The organism is Anaerolineales bacterium, assembly GCA_037382465.1.
GTDB lineage: Bacteria > Chloroflexota > Anaerolineae > Anaerolineales > E44-bin32 > WVZH01.
Genome location: JARRPX010000007.1, coordinates 1 through 17297 on the forward strand (window position 1 = coordinate 1; position 17297 = coordinate 17297).

Below are 17297 nucleotides of genomic sequence, written 5' to 3' on the forward strand. Positions count from 1 at the left end.
TGCCGATCGACTTCGTGGTTGGAACCGACCTGGCGCATATGACGGGAAAATCGCTCGTTGCCGCCAGAAGCCATCGTGCGCTGGGGCACGTCGACATTCGCCTGGCTATGCTCATGGTCCTGGGGACCGTCCCGGGCGTGGAGATCGGCGCACAAATCATCGAAGCCTTGAAGCCCAGGGGCAACACGGAGCAGGTCGTCGGTATTTTCTACGTCATCATTCTATCCCTGATCGGATCATTTACGGCCTGGGAGAGCTTGCGCGCCATCCGTATGCGGCGCACCGAACACATCGATGCACAAGAGGCCGTCGAGCAAACCGGCCTGCTCTACCGCTCGCGTCTTTTTCGCATTCCCCCGCTCGTTCAACTGCCCGTTTCCGGTGTGGGGGAAGTGTCGGTCTGGGCCATCCTTTCCGTCGGATTGCTCACCGGAGTCCTCGCTGGATTTCTGGGAGTCGGCGGCGGGTTCTTGCGCATGCCCCTGATGGTGTACGCCCTGGGGATCCCCACCCACGTCGCCGTGGGCACGGATCTATTCGAAATCGTCATTTCGGCCGGCTATGGGACGGTCAGCCATGCACTCAAGGGCAACGTGGACGTGCTCATCGCGCTCACGATGCAGACCGGTGCAGCCATCGGCGCACAGATCGGAGTCGCCGCAACACGCTACGTATCCGGCCCCAGCATACGATTGATTTTTTCTTTTCTACCCTTTTTAGCCGCCGCCATGGTCCTGCTGAGGATCACTATCTAAAACGGAGGTTGAATGGATCGGTCAAAAAATACGGAAGCGAAACCGTCCGCCCTTATCGGCATCGGCAGCCACCCGCTCGATAAAGATGCGCTTGCCTACTCGAAGATCGTTACAAGCGCACTCAATTTGCATCCGGTGCTTTTACATGTGGCCAAGAGAAGTTCATCGGTCGAAGACGCTCAAGCCCTGCTCGACAACACGATCGATGAATTTCCGAAGGATAAAGCCGACCACTTGATTCTGAAGGGCTCGCCAAAAACCGAAATCTTGGGCGAACTTGAACGCAAGAATTACAAACTTTTAATTCTGGGCTGTTCGATTCGCGACCTGGCTCAGCCGGTCTCATCACTCAGCCGGGAACTCGCCATGCGGTCGAAAACCAGCGTTCTCGTCGTCCGCGATCCTCCGCAGCGGATTCGGCAAATTCTGATTTGTACGGGTGCCCACACGATATCGCTCGAGGTGATTTCCTGGGGAATCCATCTCGCAAAATCCGCCGGAGTCCGGGCGACGATACTCCACGTGGCCTCAGGCGCGCCGGCGATGTACACCGGCCTCTCCGCACTCGAAGAGGGCATCTCCGATGTGCTCGAGCGCGATCACGCTTTGGCCCAGCATCTGCGGCAATCTGCGAACATGGCGGAAGAGGCCGGTGTGGAAGCGAGAATCGAATTCCGGCACGGAATGGTCATCGAAGAAATCCTGCGAGCGTGCGAGATGGAAATTTACGATCTGGTGGTCATTGGCGCACCCCTGCCCCTCATCCGAATCGAACAACTACTCATGGGACGCGTTGCACCTAAGCTGTTAGCCAGTTGCAAATTCCCAACGGTCATCGTGCGCAACAATGACAATTCCTCCGCATAGTCTGCCGGTCCGCGCGACGTTATCTGAGACACGGACACCGGTATAGGATGGACGCCTCATGCGAGATCTGACGGATGCGTTTGTAGAGTTGATCCGGCTGGCTTCGACCGATCTTTCTCCCGACGTCGAGAAAGCGCTGGTCGCCGCCCGCGAGCGAGAAGCCCATGGCTCGGCGGCGAGAGGCGCGATGGACAGCATCTTGCGCAACGTCAACCTGGCGCGGCAGAATTCGACGCCGATTTGCCAGGATACAGGCACGCCGATCTTCTACGTTCGTCATTCCCGGGATTGGAGCACGCGTGCGCTGCGCGATCAAATCCGCGCGGCTGTAGCGCGGGCGACGGCCAGGGCCTATCTGCGCCCCAATGCCGTCGACGCCATCAGCGGCGTAAACAGCGGGAACAACCTGGGGGACGACGCCTTTCCCACGATTCACTTCGAGGAAACGGAAGATGAGACCCTGACCGTCGACTTGATGCTCAAAGGCGGCGGATGCGAAAACGTCGGTGCGCAGTATTCCCTGCCAAACCGCGCGCTGGGCGCAGGAAGAGACCTGGAAGGTGTGCGCAAAGTCGCCCTGGATGCGGTGTTCAAAGCGCAAGGCAAAGGATGCGCGCCCGGGATTCTCGGGATTGCCGTTGGCGGCGATCGTGGATCCTCGTACGCCGCTTCGAAAGAAGTCCTGCTGCGCAAGTTGGACGAGCCCAACCCGGTAGATGAATTGGGCCAGCTGGAGGAACGCTTGAACTCGGAAGCCAGCCAACTCGGCATCGGCCCGATGGGATTCGGCGGCGAGACGACCGTACTGGGCGTGAAGATTTGTGGGATGCACCGTCTCCCCGCCAGCTATTTCGTTTCCGTATCCTACATGTGCTGGGCCTATCGGAGAAGGCGCATGATCGTGCGCGGCGATGAAGTGATTTACGAATAGGAGTTCAGCCATGATTGCGTTAGACATCCCCATCGATGACGGCGCCATACGTGACCTCCGCGTCGGAGATTCGGTCTCGCTCTCCGGCGTCATGATCACGGGCCGCGACGCGGTTCATAAATGGATGGTCGAGACGTTCATCACCCGGACCCGGGTAGCACAAGGCGACGATCAGCAGGTCTATGCGGCCATCAAGCCCATTTTGGATGGTGGCGCCGTCTACCACTGCGGACCGGTCGTCGCCGGGCTGGATTCGGGGGACCATCGATTCGTCGCGGCCGGCCCGACGACCAGCATTCGCGAGGAGCCTTACCAGGCTGACGTCATGCGCCATTTCAACCTGAAAGCGGTCATCGGCAAGGGCGGCATGGGAGAAAACACCCTCGCGGCCTGCCGGGACGTGCCGGGCGTGTACCTGCACGCCATCGGTGGGGCAGCATCGCTGATCGCCCAATCGGTTCGCCGCGTGCGCGGCGTGTACAAAATGGAATTCGGCGTCCCGGAAGCGATCTGGGTGATCGAAGTGCAGGATTTTCCGGCCGTGGTGACGATGGACGCACACGGCAGCAGCCTGCACACCGAGGTCGCGGCACGATCGAAGGCGGTGTTGGAGGAACTACTCGGCGTTGATTAACCGATTTACAATTTCTTTTCTTGTCGTCTACGAAACATACTCGAATATGCAATCGCGCAGCTTACAATTCTCGGTTCGGTACGAGAGGTAAATCCCAGTCTGGCAGATAGATATCTGCCCGTCACCGGTTGTGGATGAATATCCGCAACCAGCATAATCCGGCTGGTGCCGTATCTGAATCCGGCACCTATATCTCGCAGATATGTATCCGCAGGTCTTCGAAATAAACTCGAATCTGCGATCGCGCAGCATACAATTTTCGGCTCGGTACGAGAGTTCAATTCCTTGTCCGGCAGATGGTTATCTGCCCGTCAGTTGAATATCTGCAACCAGAATAATCAAAGAGGGCTGCCCTTAAAGTGCAGCCCTCTTCAACGCCGTAAATGGCTTGCAGAACCGCCGTTTCTACGGCTTGGATTCTTCGTCTTCTTCCATCTCCATGGTCCGATAGACCTCGAGCTCACGACGAAGATTACGAAAACGAAACGCAAGGCTGGCGGCAAAAATCGCCATGAAGCCCAGGATCACGCCATATCCCAGGACCATGTAGTTGAAAGTATCGATCGGCCCGTCCAGTACGTTCATCATGATTCCTCCTACAAAGGTATTTCCGTGTTCACCATCAACGTATCGTGTTTCAAGACAGCAGCTTGATCTTCAACGTGTCCAGTTTCTCCGACAGCCTGTACAGGCGCAAGCGGTGCCAGAGCAAGGTCGCATAAACGAACGTGAACGTAAGCAGACTGAAAAAGAAAGCCACGCGCATCCTGGGGCTCATGTCGAACGCTCCGGTCGCTGTCGGATCGCCGCTGCCCACGACGACGGGATGAATCGTGCGAAAAATGCGAATCGAGAGAAAAGTCAACGGCACGGTCAGGAAACCGAGGATGCTGTACACGGCGGCGAAGCGGGCGCGGCGGTCCGGATCTTCCACACCCTCGCGCAGCAGGAGGTAGGCCAGGTAAATCAACTCCATGATCGTCGCCGTAACCAGGCGCGGATCCCAGGTCCACCACGTGTTCCATATCGGCCGCGCCCAGATGGAACCGCTGACGATGTTGATGAAGGTAAAAACCACGCCGATCTCGACCGAAGCCAGGGCGACCCCGTCCCAGCGGTGTTCCCGGCGAATCAGGAGTAAGACGCCCGCCGCAGCAGCGACGAGGAAAGCCAACGCACCCACCCAGCCTGCCGCAACGTGAAAATAGAACACCCGCTGCACGTCTCCCATCACCGCTTCACGCGGGGCGAAGAACAGCGACAAGTAAAGCGCGGCGAGAAACAGCGCGCCGGTGAGCCAATTCAATACTTTGAGTGCCTTCGGCATCGGTTCCATATTCGATCCTCCACGAGAAACGCCTCCATTCCCGCCCGGAAAAACGAGACGGAAATCAAGACGTTGGTCGAATTCTCTTCTCCCGGCAGTTCTACTCCTCGACGATGTAATCGAAACCCATGAACGCCAGGGCGGTAAAAATGACGTCATAGACGATCAAGAGGTTCAGCCAGGGCATGATGGCGGGCATCTCGAGACCCTGGAGATAAGCGTCGCTCGCCTTGAGGGCAGGAACGAGCACGGGAAGCACCACCGGAAAGAGCAGAATCGGCAGCAGTACGTCACGCGTGCGGGTCTGGACGGTCATCGCGGCCAGCAGCGTACCCACGGCGACGTATCCCCAGGAACCCAGGAACACGACCAGTAACAGACCGGGCACGAAAAGATTGACGTTGTAGAGCACGCTGTACAGCGGGAAAATAACCGCCTCGACGGCCAGCATGAAGAGCAGGTTGCTCATCACTTTCCCAAAATACAGGGCGCTGCGATCGATCGGCGCCAGGAGCAGGCCGTCCAGACAGCCGCGGTCTTTTTCTATAGCGATGGAGCGATTCAGTCCCAGCGTCCCCGCAAAAGCGAATGTCACCCACAAAACGCCGGCCGTGGCATTCTCGCGGGTACGAACATCGAGTTCGAGGGCAAAGTTGAAAATGATCACCACGAGCAGGGCGAACACCAGCATGGCGCTCATCATTTCCCGGCTGCGCAGTTCCGCAGCGAGATCCTTCCAGACGATGGCACGGATGACACGCAGATACCCGCGCACAGTCGATTTTTCCCCGGCATGGACAGCCGGGGATCCGGATTCCGCGCTTCTATTCACGCGTCACCGACTGGTACATCTCCGGCAAGCGCTGCGGATCGATCTCCCCGCGTTGGAACGATGCTGCGATCCTGCCTTTCGATAAAATATCCACCCGGGTTGCCAGACCGGAAGCCCGCTGTAAATCATGGGAGGTCATCACGATTGTGCGCCCGCGCTGGGCGACCTCCCGCAGTAAATCATCCAACATCGCCGCCGCATCGGGATCGAGCCCCGTGTGCGGCTCGTCGAAAAGGAGCAGCACCGGCTCGTGCAGCGTGGCCCGTGCGATGGCCAGACGCTGCTGCATGCCGCGGGAAAAGCTGCGGACGAGATCACGGCGGCGGCGGTGCAATCCGACCAGGTGCAGGGTTTCGCCGATCCGGCCTTCCAGGTCTTGGACGGCGTACATCTTCCCGTAAAAGCGCAGGTTTTCCTCCGCCGTCAGATCCCCGTAGAGCAGTGGTTGGTGTGATAACACGCCGATCGACCGCCGCACGGCAGCCGCTTGCGCCGGCAACACGAATCCGGCCACACGCAGTTCCCCTAGATTGGGTCTGGCCAGCGAAGCGAGGATGCGCAAGAACGTCGTCTTACCTGCGCCGTTCGGTCCAACGAGGGCGACGAATTCGCCGCGTTCGACATGAAAATCGACGCCGCGCAGAACGGGCTTGAGCCCAAATCGTTTAACGATCTTCCTGGCTTCAATCATCTTCCGCCTGCATGAGATGCAGCGCTTGATTTTTGAGCTTCTCGCGGCTACTCCGATAGGCGTCCTCGGACAGTTCCCCCGCTTCGAAGGCGTCATCCAGAGCCGCGATCGCCTTGAACAGCGCCTGTTGATCGTCGTATACTTCCTGCGGGTTCGGTTCGTCAGCCTGCGTTCTCTTTCCTACCCGGAGGCGGCGAACGAACACGAAAAGCGATACGGCAGCCAGAAGCAGCGCAGCAGCGATGAGTGCGATGCGAAGATCGTCATTCCGAAGCACGGCGAGACTCGAGTGAAGCTGCAGTTCGAGCACATCGCCGCTTTCCAAAGCCGGAACGCTGTAGCTGCGCACGGGGGTGCCGGCCATGTCGATCTGCCCCAAATCTTCCAGTCCATCGGCCCGGACGGAAATCTCCTCACTGGCAAGCAGAACCACGACCGCGTCCACCGCATATTTCACCGGCTGCGAATAATCGAGCGTCGAGTCGTACGGCAGCGTAAAACCGAAAACCAGCTCCACGGGAGCTTCCGGCTGGACGGGTGCTCGATCGATGAAACCCGTATCACTGAGCAGGTAGCGGCCTTCCGGGCTGGTTGGATCGTCGATGCCCAAATTGGAAAACCCGTCCGGCAGATAGACATCGACGACGCCGATGCCGTCTCCCTCTGTGACCGTGCGGTCTTCGAGCCCGTTGATGATCCAGACCTGTGTAACACCGAGCATGCCTTCCCCGACCAGTTGGAAAACCAGATGCAGCCGGTTGACTCGCAATCCTGAATCGTCGTCCGTGGGTTCGAAGATGCGCACAGAGAGATCGAGGACGTCGTCGCCCTCGGGAAAATGGAGCGCGTCCGACACGTAGCGCACGTCCTGGTAATCCACGTAAGCGAGGTAAATACTCCCTGGAACGATATCGACATCATCGAAAGCAAACGCACCGTTCTCATCCGCCGTCGTACTCATCGACACGACGAGCGCCTGATCGTCGGAGGCGACCAGATTCACTTCCAGATTGCCCGGAACCGAACCGCCCGGCGTGCCGTTTTCGATTACCCCGAGGATGTTTCCCTTCGAAGACAGCGAGGGCTGTGCCTGCGGGGTTTGCGGCGTCGGAATGGCGGCATCCGGTTGCTGTTCAACTCCCTCAACGGTCGGCGCGGCAGCACGCACAGCCTGGGCCGTGGCGACGTTTGCCGGCGGCGTGATATCACCCGCCAAAGAGCAACCCGTCAGCACGAGCGAAATCAGCAGCCCCAGTGTACGAGTTTTCAAGCTCGGTCCTCCTGCGCAGAGAGCTTCGCGCCACAGACGACGCAGAATCGATCCCCGACAAGGATCTTCGCTCCACACTGACCGCAGAACTCCTGTCCCGGCTGCGGCTGCGTAGTGCGAAATTTGGCTACGGAGGCTTCGAGTTCGTCCTCGAGGCTGTGCATTTTCTGCGTTTCTTCAGCCGCGATTGCAGTATCCGCCCGCAATTCATCCATCATCTTTATATTTTCGGCTCCCTGCTGCATCAGGCGGGAATACTGCATTTGATAGTCCTCATCGAGGACCTTTCCGATGGCATGATCCATCTCCAAATCCTCGATCAGGTCCAGGATACGATCTTGTTCGGCCCGCATCGACGAGAGTTCTCGATCCTCTTCTCGGTATCCCCCGGGGCGGTCTTCAGTGAGCGGGCGCAGGATGAACGCCCCCGCGGATATCGCGATGGCCGTACCTATCAATATGGCGACAAGATCCATTTTGCCTCTCCAAGCGATGAACGGGTGAAATGTCCGGGACAACGCCCGGTCCGATAGATCACCCGACTAAAAATCCAAAGCCAGTTCGATCGAGCGCACGATCTCGTCCAACGATGCGTAGGCGCCGATCTGCATGCTCGCAAGCAGGCCATCCGGCCCGATAATGAAAGTCTCCGGCACGCCTCTAACACGATAATCCTTGTAAATCTGACCGCCAAGATCAGGTCCATTGGGATAGGTAATGCCGAATCGCTGCAGATATTCGTTCGCCTTCGTTTCCGTGTCCGACCAATCCACACCCAGAAACACCACGCCCTGGTCGCGATACATTTGATAGGCCCGTTCCAGATCCTCGGCTTCGTACACGCAGGTAGTGCACCAGGAAGCCCAGACGTTGACCAGGATCACCTGGCCGCGCAGGGTACTTGTGTCGATTTGATCGCCGTCGAAAGTATGCAGTACAAAATCTGGTGCCGGTTCACCAATTTTCATCGGACCACGGTTTGCATCGAGCAGTCCAAATGCGAGTAAAGCCAGGATACCGATGATGAGGGCCCATGCGATGAAGACACCCCAACCCCTTGCACCCGATTGCTTTTCTTGATTCTGCATCGTTTCTTCCGTCATATTTTCACGCCCTTTAAACTACGTACAATGGATTCCAGCGGAAATTTATGCGTCTTCCTGACGCCTGCGCAATTGTTCCTCCATACGCTCCATGTAGGGATCTCTCTCTACCTGCGGTGCTGCGGACAGCTCTTCGGCCGGTTTGCGCCAGGTTCGAGATGCCTTAACCAGTATCCAGACCCCCACCAGGAAAATGGCCACCGGAAGGACGTAGACGAGAAGGTTGAAGCCTTCGGCCGGCGGCTCGGGTAAAACCTGCGCCCCGTGTTGTTCGACGAAGTACTGGATGATCTGATCTTCACTCCAACCCTCGGACAGCTTCAGCCGAATTTCTGCCCGCCAGTCGATACACGCCTGCGTCCCGCAAACATCGAGCGGTGTGTTTTCACAAACCGGGCAGTACAGCTTCTTGGCGATCGCATTGACTTCGTCGTCCGTAGGCTGCTCTTCCTGTGCACCTGCAGCAAGCGTAGATTGCAGCATCATCAAAATGAGAAAAGCCAACAGCCCTGCTAGAATCCGCTTTCGCACTGCTCCCTCCCCAGGTCAAATACCCGCCGCAGCCATACGCGCTGCAGTCTTGCGCGGCAGGAATTCTTCATCCTTTTCCGGCCATGCGGCGATGGCGGTTCCCAGGATGAACACCACCGCTCCCAACCAAAGGAAATTCACCAATGGGTTGAGGTAAACCTTGAACGTGGCGGCTTCGAGTCCAATCGACTCCCAGCCGACCAGCAGTACATACAGGTCTGCATCCATCATCGAACGCAGCCCCGGAATGGTCATCGATTGTTGTGCGTCGGGGAAGAAATCCTGCCGCGGATACAGTTCGCCGACGAACTTCCCGTCCTGAAAAACGGAAACGACCGCGCGTGTGACCTGCTGCCTTCCGGGGACCTGGAACTGCGTCAGCGAATCGTAGCGCAGCGAATAGCGGTCCATGTTTAGGCTTTCCCCTACGGCCAACGTCGCTTGTGTCTCCGATTGGAACATCTCGATGCCGATGATCCCCATCGCCATGAGCACGACTCCGAGGTGAATGACGTAACCGCCGTAGCGGCGCCGATTTCGGCGGAAGAGGTTCAGCAGACTGCGCAAGATGTTTTCGCTGTGCCGCCGTTGCCTCGCCCGGGCAGCCCGCCAGAACTCGTACAAAGTAACGGCGACGACAAAGGCAAGCGACCAGGCGCCCGCATATGCAGCAAAATTGCGCATCCCGCGAACGGCCAATATTATGGGAACCACGAGCGATAAGGACAGCGGAACCCAGATCGATCGTCCCAGTGCCCTGGCAGAATGACGGCCGTATGCGGAAAGCGGCGCAATGCCCATCAAGATCAAGAGCGCGATCCACAGCGGCGCCGTGATGCGTTCGTACCACGGCGGCCCGACGGTGACCTTCATTCCCGTGAACAGCTCGGAGGCGATGGGGAACAACACCCCCAGAAGGCAAACCGCGGCGATCACGATGAAGAGAAAATTATTCAGCAGAAATAAAACCTCACGTGAGAACCAGGATGGGATCTCGTTTTCCCCTCTGAGATCGTTCCAACGTGAGATCAACAGAGTCCCCGAACCGATGAACATTATCCCGATGAAAACGAAAAACATCGGTCCGATCGCCGACTGCGCAAACGCATGAACCGACGAGAGCACACCGGAGCGGGTCAGGAAAGTGCCCAGGATGACCAGGATGTAGGTCAGCACGATCAAGATCACGTTCCACTGTTTGAACATACCGCGCTTCTCCTGCACCATGACCGAGTGAAGGAAAGCCGTTCCTGTAAGCCAGGGCATGAAAGCCGCAATTTCTACCGGATCCCAACCCCAGTAACCGCCCCAGCCAAGGACGTCGTACGCCCAGCGGGCGCCCAGCACCAGACCCAGGGAAAGGAAAAGCCAGGCGACAAGCGTCCAGCGGCGTGTGATGCGGATCCAACGATCGTCGCTGCGCCCCGTGATCAGCGCAGCAATGGCGAACGCATACGGAATGACGAACGAGACGAAACCCAAGTACAGCATGGGAGGATGGATGATCATACCCGGATGCCGCAGCAGCGGGTTCAACCCGCGTCCATCGGCGGGGATCAGAGGCATCGTACCCGCGGGCTGCAGCATGGACGTCACCTGCTCACCGAGGGACGTCATCCATAATCGGCGAAACGGGTTTTCGAAGAACACGATCAGGGAGAGGAAGAACAGCAGCGTGACCATAGCCACGAACACGACCCAAGGCAGGAACTCCCGGTCCCGGTCCCATTTGCGCACAGAGACCGCAAAGGCGAACGCGGACATCAGCCAGGCCCAAAACAGCAGAGATCCCTCCTGCCCACCCCATAATGCCGTTATTTTGAGGTAGGTAGGCATGGAATTGCTCGTCACGGATGCCACATATTGAATCTGGAACTGTCCATCGACGAGCAGCCAGACTAGCGCCACCGTCGAGAGGCTGAGCAGCGGCCAGGTAAGCAGCATGGCATGGCGAGCGCTCTCAATGAATCTCGGCTCATCACGCCGCGCACCATACACAGCTGCAACGGCACTGTAGAGCGCCGTGAATAATGCGATGATGAGAGAAATGTAGCCGATATCCGCAATCAAGGTACGCTCCTCCACTTGGCCCGCGCGCCTCGATCGTGCGCTGCGCGCTGCTTAACTGTCCCAGAAAATTGTATCGCCGTTTTCACCCGGGGATGCTTTCAAATTGCAGTGACCGGGAATCAGCCTTCTCCGGCTTGCAGCGGCACCTCGTCCTCATAACGCGTCGGGCATTTCAGCAGCAATTCATCTGCGTAAAAAACACCGTCATCCCCGATGTGTCCGGTGACGATTGCCTGCGCCTCATCACGCAGTAAATCGGGTTTCGGGCCATAGTATTCCACCTGCAATCGGGTGGCCGTCGGATCGTTGACGGCCCGATAGAGGACTTCCGCAAGACCGCCGGCCTGCTCGATTTCATCCAAGTCCGCGGGACTGTTGACCAGTGTGAACTGCAGCGTGAGTGTCTCAGCATCGTAGCGTATCGTATCTCCATCGACCGCGCCGGAGATCTTGAGATTGCGATCCTTTACTTCCTCGCCCTTCGTGATGAGTTCATCGATGGTGAGATAGTATTGCGCTGCGGCGCTGGTGGAAGCCACGATCAAATAGATCAACGCCGCCAGGATCATCAACCCACCGATGATGAATTTTCCCCGACTTACGGATGAATGTTCGACGTTGGTACGCTCGGATTGGGTCATATCGTTGGCCTCCAGTGGAACAGGCGATTTGGACGAATTCACTGACTTTCGGGGCGCTGCGTCTTCCTGCCCTCGAATTATCCGCGAAGTCGTCGCCGCATGACAATCTTCACACAAACAGATTAACGCAAAATGAACGCCGGGCGGGGAAATGAAACTCCCGAAATCCATTGTGAGATCATGGGAATTATAAGACAAATTGGGGCTATATTGACGGATGACAGACGTCATGCCCCGCACAGACCATTCGTCTATTTCGACTTGTGATATATTGCGCAAAGTGATGATGTGGGGTAAATTACCCATAGATAGATGGGGGTTTTGCCCCATCACTCCCTTTGACACTTCTCTACCACAACCGTCGTGTCATTCCTGGGGATTCTATGTTGGCGAACGAAAAGCTGTTCTCATCACCATCGAACCCTTATCATTAATCTGGCGAATCAGCAGGAGTTGTATGCATGTGGTTCAAGCGTCGATCTGTCATTTTAATCCTGGCCAGTATCCCGCTTCTCGCGATCGCGTTTAGCTTGACTTTTACCCCGACGCAAGCGACGGAGTCACCCACAAATCGTACGCCACAAATAGCCGACAACGATGCGTGTTTTGCATGTCACGCTACGCCGGGCCTGCAAATTACACTTCCGTCCGGGGAAGAATTGTATCTTACCGTCGACCGCGATACTTACAATGCGTCTGTCCACGGCCAGGGCGGTTACGCATGCATTCAATGCCACACGGATGTTTCCGAATACCCCCATCCGCAGATCGAAGCCGAAACTCGCAGGGATTTCACGCTCCAGCTCTACACGGTTTGCATCACCTGCCATCAAGACAAATACGCCGAAACGCTGGACAGCGTTCATCAGCAGGCGCTCGCGGGCGGCAATCAAAACGCGGCCGTCTGCACGGATTGCCACGGCGCCCACGACACGCAGCCTCCTGGCGTGCCGCGCAGCGCCATACCAAAAACCTGTGATCGCTGCCATTCACAGATCTATGACCTTTATAAAAACAGCGTCCACGGCGCGGCGCTGATTGAAGACGGAAATCCGGACGTACCGACTTGTACGGATTGTCACGGCGTGCACGACGTGGAAGGCCCTTCTAACAGCCCGTTTCGCCTCTTCTCACCACAAATTTGCGCCAAATGTCACTCCGATCCGAAGATGATGGACAAATACGGCATCAGCACCAACGTGTTCAATACGTATGTGTCCGATTTCCACGGCACGACGGTCGTGCTGTTCGAAAAACTCGCCCCAGACCAGCAGACCAACAAGCCGGTTTGCATCGACTGCCACGGCGTACACGACATGCAGCAAGTCAATGCACCGGAAAGCTCCGTAATGAAGCAGAATCTGCTTGCCACGTGTCGGAAATGCCACCCCGACGCTTCCGCCAATTTCCCCAGCAGTTGGTTGAGTCATTACGTTCCCAGTCCGACCAGGGATCGCATGGTGTACTACGTCGGACTGTTCTACAAGATCCTCATTCCCACGGTCGTCGGCGGCATGTTGATTTTCGTAATCTCGGACGCTATTAATCGAATTCGAAGTCGCCGCAAGGAGCGCCGCAATGCCTGAGAAGCAAGCCAAACACTTGCGTTTCACCCTACCCATGCGAATCGAGCACTGGGTGCTGGTTGCGAGTTTCTCGACCCTGGCGCTGACGGGTTTGGTACAGAAATTCGCTGAGGGAATCATTGCTGACCGAATCATCGGCTTCCTCGGCGGGATCGAGACGGTACGCCTGATCCACCATTTCGCCGCCATCGTCCTCATGCTTTTGGCGGTTTACCACATCGGCAGCGTCTCCTACAAGCTGTTCGTCCGTCGGGTACGACCCAGCATGCTGCCCACGCTCACTGACGTTCGCACTGCGATCCAGGCCTTTCGCTACAATCTCCGCCTGGGGAAAGTCAAAAAGCCACAACAGGGGCGGTTCACGTTCGAGGAAAAAATCGAGTATTGGGCCGTGATATGGGGCACGATGGTGATGGCGATCACCGGATTCATGATGTGGAATCCGATCGCGACCACGCGCTTCCTGCCGGGAGAGGTCATTCCCGCGGCGAAAGCCGCACATGGTGGAGAAGCCCTGCTGGCCGTGCTGGCCATCATCGTTTGGCACTTGTATCACGTGCATATCCGCCAATTCAATAAAAGTATGTTCACCGGCCATCTCAGCGAAGATGAAATGCGCGAAGAGCACCCGCTCGAACTCGCCGATCGCAAGGCCGGCGTCGCCGAACGCCCCATCGATCCAACGGCTTTTGCACGTCGACGGCGAATTTTTGTACCGGTATATGCCCTTTTTGCGGCCGTCATGATTTTCGGCATCGTCGCCTTCGTAGCATTAGAAAAGACAGCCATCTCAACCTATCCCCCGGCCGAGAACGTCGTCGTGTATACCCCACTTACGCCAACTCCTTTGCCCACGCCACTGCCCACAGTACCCGTTCTGCCTTCGGCACCGTCCACTTGGGAGGGTTTTGCTGCAATCTTCCAAGATAAATGCGTCATGTGTCACTCGGGAGAATCGGCAAGGAATGGCCTCGATCTGACTTCGTATCAATCACTTTTAAAGGGTGGTGTTACCGGCCCAGCCCTCATCCTCGGAGATGCGGAAAACAGCCTTATCGTCATTCTGCAATCCACCGGCAATCATCCCGGCCAGCTCAGTGGGGAGGAGTTGGCGGCCCTGCGGAAATGGATCGACGAAGGCGCGCCAGAGAACTGAGACCCCGCTGCGCCATGGAGAAACGATGAGCATCCGATCACGACTGCACGATTTTTTCTTTCCGCCCCAACAAAGCAGCCGTTGGAGACGCATCCTGCCGTATGCTTCATTGGGCGTGCTGACCTTCATCGTGCTGCTCGGCTTCACCTACGCCTGGGATTACACCAATTCCCCCGAGTTTTGCGGCGAGGTGTGTCACACCATGCCGCCGGAGTTCTCCGCCTATCTCGCTTCCCCCCATGCGCGTGTCGACTGCGTGGAGTGCCACATCGGCCGCGGATTCATCACCACACGCATCACACGTAAGGCCGGCGACGTCAGGCACATCATTTCGCTGGCCTTCAAGACCTATGAATTCCCCATTCGCGCCGATGAAATGCGGCCCGCACGCGAAACCTGTGAGAAATGCCATTACCCGGAGAAATTCTCGGACGACAGCTTGCGGGAAATCCGGCATTATCAGGATGATCCAAACAATACGGCGGTAAGCACCTATCTCACACTCAAAACGGGCGGCGGCACCAAGCGGGAAGGGCTCGGACGGGGCATACACTGGCACATCGAAAACGAGGTGTATTACCTGGCGGAGGATCTCGAGGAACAATCCATCCCCTACGTCCGCGTGGTTGAAGATGGTGAAATTGTGGACGAATTCGTCGAGCTGGGCTCCGGCGTCGATCCCGCATCCATCGACGAAACGGATCTCAAACGAATGGACTGCATCAACTGCCACAACCGCATCACCCATCTCATTCTGACGCCGGAAGATTCTCTGGATCAGTTGATGATGCGCGGCCTGGTCTCACCGGCCATCCCGGAAATCCACCGCAAGGCTCTCGAAGTATTGAGCGCCACCTACGCATCCAAACAGGAAGCGCTGGACGGCATCGAAGCGCTGCAAAGTTGGTACGCCAGCAGCTATCCCGAGTTCGCAGAAGCGAATCGAGAAACGGTCGAAACGGCGGTTCGCGCCATTCGGGATTATTACGATCAATCAGTATTCCCCGAGCAGAAAGCCGACTGGAACACCCACTCCAACAACATCGGCCATCAGGATTCACCGGGATGTTTCCGCTGCCACGATGGTGAACACATCAACCGGGAACAAACGGCGATCCGCCTGGAATGCAACCTCTGCCACTCCATCCCCGTCGTCGCCGGACCGGCGGATTTCACAGCCGAAATCGAAATCAGCCGCGGCCCGGAACCCGAATCCCACCTGCATTCCAGTTGGATCAACTTGCATCACGATGCCTTCGACGATTCGTGTGCCGCCTGCCATACCACCGACGATCCGGGCGGCACCTCCAACACATCCTTCTGCTCCAACAGCGCCTGTCATGGAAACGTCTTTCAATATGCAGGGTTCGACGCGCCCGCTCTGCGCGAAATTCTGCGCGAGCAGTTCCCGGATGAGACAGAGCCCACCGAGATCACGCTCGAAGAGGGACCGCCCACGTATGATGGTGTCATCGGTCCGATACTCCAGGCGAACTGCAGCGCCTGCCACAGTGAGGGTGGTATGCGCGGTCTCAACCTGACGACCTACGCGACGGCGCTCGAAGGCAGTGAAAACGGTGCGGTCATCGTGCCTGGCGATCCACAGGCGAGTCGCATCCTGCAAATCCTGACCGCCGAACAACCCCATTTCGCACAGCTCACTGCGGAAGAACTGCAACTGTTGATCGAATGGATTGCGGACGGAGCACCGCAAAACTAAATTCAAACTCGAACCAAGACAGCAAACAGGACGAACACGATGAGTAGCGATGAAGTTGTGATCGATCGAAGGAAATTCTTGAGCCTGGCCACCTGGGCCATCGGTGTGCTGATCAGCGCCGGAATGGGCATTCCGGCCATCGCTTTCATCATCGGTCCCGCACTGCAAAGCGAAGAAGAACAGGTGTGGATCCGGTTGGGTTCGGTTTCAAAGGTCGCCCTGGGTGTGCCGACCCTTTTCAAAACCACGATCGAGCGCAAGACCGGGTGGATCGTCAATGAAGAGGAACGATCCGTCTACGTTCTGACCGAAGACGGACGGGATTTCGTCGCAATGTCCAACGTTTGTACCCATCTGGGTTGCCGCGTACGCTGGATCGAAGATCGCGAGGAATTCTTCTGCCCGTGTCACAACGGCGTGTTCGACAAGCAGGGCAGCGTGGTGGACGGCCCACCTCCGCGTCCGCTCGACCGATATGAAGTCAAAGTAGAAGACGACCTGCTGTACATCCTGGGAGGTTGATATGGCGGCGCGTATTGGTGATTGGCTCGATCAGCGCTTCGGCTGGCGCTCCGTTTGGCAGGCCGTTTTTCTCCGCAAGATACCGAAGGTGAATTGGTGGTACACGTTGGGCAGCGCCACGCTCTTCGTCGCCATCAACCAGGGGGTTACCGGCATCCTTTTGACCACCTATTACGTCCCGACTCCGGACCACGCTTACGAAAGCATCCAATACATCACCACGCAAGTACCGGCGGGATGGCTCATCCGTGGTTTACATCACTGGGGAGCAAGCGCCATGGTGATGCTCACCGTGCTGCACATGCTGCGCGTGATCGTCGCCGGCGCATATAAATTCCCGCGCGAGATGACCTGGTTTACGGGGGTTTTGCTGTTGATCGTGGTGCTGGGATTTGGTTTCACGGGGTATCTCCTCCCGTGGGACCAGAAGGCGTATTGGGCCACGACCGTTGGAACCCGCATTGCTGGGGTCACGCCTTTCATCGGCGATTGGATACTCAAGATCATGCGCGGCGGGGAAGGCCTGTCCGCGGTGACTCTGGCGCGCTTCTTCGGAACACACGTCTGGATCTTGCCCCTGACGCTCATCCTTCTGCTCGGGACCCATCTCTACCTCATCGTTCGCATCGGTATCAGTTCCGTTCCCAAGAAGGGGGAATAG

Annotated in this window: 19 protein-coding genes; 9 read left to right on the forward strand and 10 right to left on the reverse strand. The window is 57.4% G+C overall.

The window, feature by feature from the left end; translation table 11 throughout:
* The 4 genes from P8Z34_03515 to P8Z34_03530 all read left to right on the forward strand — a co-directional run.
* Positions 1-755: sulfite exporter TauE/SafE family protein (locus tag P8Z34_03515; GenBank protein MEJ2549734.1), on the forward strand; the 755-nt coding region annotated here is incomplete at its 5' end.
* Positions 756-767: 12 nt separating this feature from the next.
* Complete coding sequence (locus P8Z34_03520; protein ID MEJ2549735.1) at positions 768-1622, forward strand: universal stress protein; 855 nt, start codon at positions 768-770, stop codon at positions 1620-1622.
* 58 nt (positions 1623-1680) lie between these two features.
* On the forward strand, positions 1681-2553 hold the full coding sequence (locus P8Z34_03525; protein ID MEJ2549736.1) for a fumarate hydratase: 873 nt from the start codon (positions 1681-1683) through the stop codon (positions 2551-2553).
* 10 nt (positions 2554-2563) lie between these two features.
* A complete protein-coding gene (locus tag P8Z34_03530; protein MEJ2549737.1) occupies positions 2564-3187 on the forward strand; it encodes a FumA C-terminus/TtdB family hydratase beta subunit in 624 nt (207 codons plus the stop codon).
* 405 nt (positions 3188-3592) lie between these two features.
* Here P8Z34_03530 and P8Z34_03535 read toward each other — a convergent pair whose 3' ends face one another.
* From P8Z34_03535 to P8Z34_03580, 10 genes are all read right to left on the reverse strand, one after another.
* Positions 3593-3775 (reverse strand): hypothetical protein, encoded by a 183-nt coding sequence (locus P8Z34_03535; GenBank protein ID MEJ2549738.1) that lies wholly within the window; start codon positions 3773-3775, stop codon positions 3593-3595.
* A gap of 49 nt (positions 3776-3824) precedes the next feature.
* The gene (gene ccsA, locus P8Z34_03540) at positions 3825-4523 is read right to left on the reverse strand and encodes a cytochrome c biogenesis protein CcsA (protein ID MEJ2549739.1); all 699 of its coding nucleotides are present in this window, start codon (positions 4521-4523) and stop codon (positions 3825-3827) included.
* Between the two features lie 91 nt (positions 4524-4614).
* A complete protein-coding gene (locus P8Z34_03545; protein ID MEJ2549740.1) occupies positions 4615-5346 on the reverse strand; it encodes a heme exporter protein CcmB in 732 nt (243 codons plus the stop codon).
* Positions 5339-6037 (reverse strand): heme ABC exporter ATP-binding protein CcmA, encoded by a 699-nt coding sequence (ccmA, locus tag P8Z34_03550; GenBank protein ID MEJ2549741.1) that lies wholly within the window; start codon positions 6035-6037, stop codon positions 5339-5341. Before ccmA ends, P8Z34_03545 begins: the two co-directional genes overlap by 8 nt.
* A complete protein-coding gene (locus P8Z34_03555; protein ID MEJ2549742.1) occupies positions 6030-7307 on the reverse strand; it encodes a hypothetical protein in 1278 nt (425 codons plus the stop codon). The genes ccmA and P8Z34_03555 overlap by 8 nt, the downstream gene beginning before the upstream one ends.
* Positions 7304-7783, reverse strand: a complete 480-nt coding sequence (locus P8Z34_03560) for a zinc ribbon domain-containing protein (GenBank protein MEJ2549743.1) — start codon at positions 7781-7783, stop codon at positions 7304-7306. Before P8Z34_03560 ends, P8Z34_03555 begins: the two co-directional genes overlap by 4 nt.
* Before the next feature lie 66 nt (positions 7784-7849).
* Positions 7850-8395, reverse strand: a complete 546-nt coding sequence (locus tag P8Z34_03565; GenBank protein ID MEJ2549744.1) for a TlpA disulfide reductase family protein — start codon at positions 8393-8395, stop codon at positions 7850-7852.
* Between the two features lie 60 nt (positions 8396-8455).
* Positions 8456-8941 carry a cytochrome c-type biogenesis protein CcmH gene (locus P8Z34_03570; GenBank protein MEJ2549745.1) on the reverse strand — a complete coding sequence of 162 codons (486 nt, stop codon included), beginning with the start codon at positions 8939-8941 and terminating at the stop codon, positions 8456-8458.
* 15 nt (positions 8942-8956) lie between these two features.
* On the reverse strand, positions 8957-11011 hold the full coding sequence (locus tag P8Z34_03575; protein ID MEJ2549746.1) for a heme lyase CcmF/NrfE family subunit: 2055 nt from the start codon (positions 11009-11011) through the stop codon (positions 8957-8959).
* Positions 11012-11130: 119 nt separating this feature from the next.
* Entirely contained in the window at positions 11131-11652 is a 522-nt protein-coding gene (locus P8Z34_03580) for a cytochrome c maturation protein CcmE (GenBank protein MEJ2549747.1), read from the reverse strand.
* A 461-nt stretch (positions 11653-12113) separates the two neighbouring features.
* On the opposite strand from P8Z34_03580, the gene P8Z34_03585 reads away from it, so the two are divergent.
* The 5 genes from P8Z34_03585 to P8Z34_03605 are packed head-to-tail and all read left to right on the forward strand — an operon-like array spanning position 12114 to position 17297.
* Complete coding sequence (locus P8Z34_03585) at positions 12114-13238, forward strand: cytochrome c3 family protein (GenBank protein MEJ2549748.1); 1125 nt, start codon at positions 12114-12116, stop codon at positions 13236-13238.
* Positions 13231-14394, forward strand: coding sequence for a cytochrome b/b6 domain-containing protein (locus tag P8Z34_03590; GenBank protein MEJ2549749.1), 1164 nt, complete (start codon positions 13231-13233; stop codon positions 14392-14394). The genes P8Z34_03585 and P8Z34_03590 overlap by 8 nt, the downstream gene beginning before the upstream one ends.
* 25 nt (positions 14395-14419) lie before the next feature.
* On the forward strand, positions 14420-16114 hold the full coding sequence (locus P8Z34_03595; protein ID MEJ2549750.1) for a NapC/NirT family cytochrome c: 1695 nt from the start codon (positions 14420-14422) through the stop codon (positions 16112-16114).
* A gap of 39 nt (positions 16115-16153) precedes the next feature.
* Positions 16154-16636, forward strand: a complete 483-nt coding sequence (locus P8Z34_03600; GenBank protein ID MEJ2549751.1) for a ubiquinol-cytochrome c reductase iron-sulfur subunit — start codon at positions 16154-16156, stop codon at positions 16634-16636.
* A gap of 1 nt (position 16637) precedes the next feature.
* Positions 16638-17297, forward strand: a complete 660-nt coding sequence (locus P8Z34_03605; GenBank protein MEJ2549752.1) for a cytochrome b N-terminal domain-containing protein — start codon at positions 16638-16640, stop codon at positions 17295-17297.

Excerpts from the sequence above, each read along its gene's own strand:
- P8Z34_03600 (MEJ2549751.1), top strand. The coding sequence starts at position 16,154 with ATGAGTAGCGATGAAGTTGTGATCGATCGAAGGAAATTCTTGAGCCTG.
- P8Z34_03580 (MEJ2549747.1), bottom strand. The coding sequence starts at position 11,652 with ATGACCCAATCCGAGCGTACCAACGTCGAACATTCATCCGTAAGTCGG.
- P8Z34_03605 (MEJ2549752.1), top strand. The coding sequence starts at position 16,638 with ATGGCGGCGCGTATTGGTGATTGGCTCGATCAGCGCTTCGGCTGGCGC.
- P8Z34_03560 (MEJ2549743.1), bottom strand. The coding sequence starts at position 7,783 with ATGGATCTTGTCGCCATATTGATAGGTACGGCCATCGCGATATCCGCG.
- P8Z34_03595 (MEJ2549750.1), top strand. The coding sequence starts at position 14,420 with ATGAGCATCCGATCACGACTGCACGATTTTTTCTTTCCGCCCCAACAA.
- P8Z34_03525 (MEJ2549736.1), top strand. The coding sequence starts at position 1,681 with ATGCGAGATCTGACGGATGCGTTTGTAGAGTTGATCCGGCTGGCTTCG.
- ccmA (MEJ2549741.1), bottom strand. The coding sequence starts at position 6,037 with ATGATTGAAGCCAGGAAGATCGTTAAACGATTTGGGCTCAAGCCCGTT.
- P8Z34_03590 (MEJ2549749.1), top strand. The coding sequence starts at position 13,231 with ATGCCTGAGAAGCAAGCCAAACACTTGCGTTTCACCCTACCCATGCGA.
- P8Z34_03530 (MEJ2549737.1), top strand. The coding sequence starts at position 2,564 with ATGATTGCGTTAGACATCCCCATCGATGACGGCGCCATACGTGACCTC.
- P8Z34_03565 (MEJ2549744.1), bottom strand. The coding sequence starts at position 8,395 with ATGCAGAATCAAGAAAAGCAATCGGGTGCAAGGGGTTGGGGTGTCTTC.
- P8Z34_03535 (MEJ2549738.1), bottom strand. The coding sequence starts at position 3,775 with ATGATGAACGTACTGGACGGGCCGATCGATACTTTCAACTACATGGTC.
- P8Z34_03585 (MEJ2549748.1), top strand. The coding sequence starts at position 12,114 with ATGTGGTTCAAGCGTCGATCTGTCATTTTAATCCTGGCCAGTATCCCG.
- ccsA (MEJ2549739.1), bottom strand. The coding sequence starts at position 4,523 with ATGGAACCGATGCCGAAGGCACTCAAAGTATTGAATTGGCTCACCGGC.
- P8Z34_03520 (MEJ2549735.1), top strand. The coding sequence starts at position 768 with ATGGATCGGTCAAAAAATACGGAAGCGAAACCGTCCGCCCTTATCGGC.